The sequence below is a fragment of the Intrasporangium sp. genome, from assembly GCF_032907665.1.
GTDB lineage: Bacteria > Actinomycetota > Actinomycetes > Actinomycetales > Dermatophilaceae > Intrasporangium.
In genome coordinates this window covers 4,340-6,569 of record NZ_JAJJPG010000165.1, presented here as the reverse complement: position 1 = coordinate 6,569, position 2,230 = coordinate 4,340, and the positions used below count along the sequence as shown (strand labels likewise).

The following is a 2,230-nucleotide window of genomic DNA, read 5'->3' as shown; positions in this document are numbered from 1 at the left end:
TGAAGTCGCCCTGGCCGTGGTCGGCGCTGCCGCCGTACTCCTCGGGCACGACGAGCCCGAAGAGGCCGAGCTCGCCCATCTTGGGCACGAGGTCGGTCGGGAAGTGCTCGTTGCGATCCCACTCCGCGATGTTCGGGGCGACCTCCTTCTCGGCGAAGTCCCTGACGACCTTGCGGAAGTCCTCGTGCTCCTGGCTCAGCTCGAACATCGGCATTTCCTCCATGTCCACCTGACCCGAGTCGGGTGGCTCTTCCGGGATGGTGGCGCAGTCCCACCTAGTTGACGCTTACGTAAACGTAAAGCATGATCGATGACATGACAAGTGGCCCGACCTGGACGATCGCGCAGATCGCCGACGAGTTCGGCGTGACCCACCGCACCGTGCGCCACTACGAGGACCTCGGGCTGATCTCTCCGGAGCGCCGGGGGACCCAACGGATCTACCACCGCCGCGACCGGACCCGGCTGGCCCTCATCCTGCGGGGCAAGAGGCTCGGCTTCCCGCTCGAGGAGATCCGCACGATCATCGGCCTGTTCGACGCGCCACGCGGGCGCCGCGCCCAGCTCGAGTACGTCCTGGGGCAGATCGATGAGCGCCGCGCCGACCTGGAGCAGCGGCTCAGGGACGTCCAGGACGCCATCGCCGAGCTCGGCGAGTTCGAGCGTCGCTGCCGTGCAGACCTCGACCGTCTCGAGGGGACGGAGTCGGACGCTCAGGACGGCACCGTCCAGAACTCGAGGTCATGACCTCCACCTGCGGTGCGTTCGAGTCGCCGTGACACCATGGTCTGTATGACTGGCGACAACACGACGTCCGCGGAGGCCAGGATCTCGGCCTACGCCCACCCGGAGCGACTCGTCACGACGGACTGGCTCGCTGAGCAGCTCGAGGCGGGCCGAGTCGGCGGCCCGGACGGTATCGCCCTGCTCGAGTCCGACGAGGACGTCCTGCTCTACGACACCGGCCACATTCCCGGCGCGCTCAAGATCGACTGGCATCTCGACCTCAACGACCCGGTCACCCGCGACTACGTCGACGGCGCCCGGTTCGCCGAGGTCATGGGCTCACGCGGGATCTCGCGAGACACGACGGTCGTCATCTACGGCGACAAGTCGAACTGGTGGGCCGCCTATGCCCTGTGGGTCTTCACCCTCTTCGGCCACGAGGACGTCCGCCTTCTTGACGGCGGACGAGCCATCTGGATCGCCGAGGGCCGCGAGCTCACCCGCGAGGTGCCCACTCCGACACCGGTCAGCTATCCGGTCGCGGAGCGTGACGACGCGCCGATCCGCGCGTTCAAGGAGGACGTGCTCGCCCACCTCGGCAAGCCCCTCGTCGACGTCCGCTCTCCCGGTGAGTACTCCGGCGAGCTGCTCCACATGCCGGACTACCCGCAGGAGGGCGCGATGCGGGGTGGACACATCCCGGGTGCGAAGTCCGTGCCCTGGGCGCGCGCCGCCAACGAGGACGGCACCTTCAAGTCCCGCGAGGAGCTCGAGGCGATCTATCGCGAGGAGCAAGGGCTCTCGCCGGACGACGACGTGGTCGCCTATTGCCGCATCGGTGAGCGTTCGTCGCACACCTGGTTCGTGCTGACTCACCTGCTCGGCTTCGAGTCGGTGCGCAACTACGACGGTTCGTGGACGGAGTGGGGCAACGCCGTGCGCGTGCCCATCGAGAAGTGATCGGCACCCCGCTCCCCCAGTCCCTCGCTGAGATCGCCGAGGAGTTCCGCTCCGCGAGCAACGACCTCAAGCTGCAGCTGCTGCTCGAGTTCAGCGACGAGCTCCCGGGCCTGCCCGAGCGTTACGAGGGCCAGCTCGACAAGCTCGAGCGCGTCGACGAGTGCCAGTCGCCGTTGTTCCTCGTCGTCGAGGTCGACGACGGAGCATCCCTGGCAGACCGCCGCGTCCACCTGTACTTCGACGCCCCTGCGGAGTCGCCCACGACGCGCGGCTTCGCCGGCATCCTCCACGAGGGGCTTGATGGGCTCAACGCCGAGGAGGTGCTCGGCGTCCCGGACGACGTGCCGATGCGCTTCGGGCTGGCCGAGGCCGTCTCACCGCTCCGGCTACGCGGCATGGCGGCGATGCTGGCACGCATCAAGCGTCAGGTACGCGAGAAGTCCGCACCCTGACCGCGGCTGGCGGCATCGCTCGCCTGCCGATGGCACAGGTTGCCTGATCCCTCCCTGCGGCACTGCTCACCGAGACTGAGCACTGCCGCAGC

At 68.2% G+C, this 2,230-nt stretch carries 4 protein-coding genes; 3 read left to right on the top strand and 1 reads right to left on the bottom strand.

What is annotated here, in order from left to right; all coding sequences use genetic code 11:
* Positions 1-208: acyl-CoA dehydrogenase family protein (locus LOY02_RS17065; RefSeq protein ID WP_317183569.1), on the bottom strand; the 208-nt coding region annotated here is incomplete at its 3' end.
* A gap of 107 nt (positions 209-315) precedes the next feature.
* On the opposite strand from LOY02_RS17065, the gene LOY02_RS17060 reads away from it, so the two are divergent.
* The 3 genes from LOY02_RS17060 to LOY02_RS17050 are packed head-to-tail and all read left to right on the top strand — an operon-like array spanning position 316 to position 2,138.
* Positions 316-747 carry a MerR family DNA-binding transcriptional regulator gene (locus tag LOY02_RS17060; protein ID WP_317183568.1) on the top strand — a complete coding sequence of 144 codons (432 nt, stop codon included), beginning with the start codon at positions 316-318 and terminating at the stop codon, positions 745-747.
* Between the two features lie 45 nt (positions 748-792).
* Positions 793-1,686, top strand: coding sequence for a sulfurtransferase (locus LOY02_RS17055; RefSeq protein ID WP_317183567.1), 894 nt, complete (start codon positions 793-795; stop codon positions 1,684-1,686).
* Complete coding sequence (locus LOY02_RS17050; protein ID WP_317183566.1) at positions 1,683-2,138, top strand: SufE family protein; 456 nt, start codon at positions 1,683-1,685, stop codon at positions 2,136-2,138. Before LOY02_RS17055 ends, LOY02_RS17050 begins: the two co-directional genes overlap by 4 nt.
* Positions 2,139-2,230: the final 92 nt, after the last annotated feature.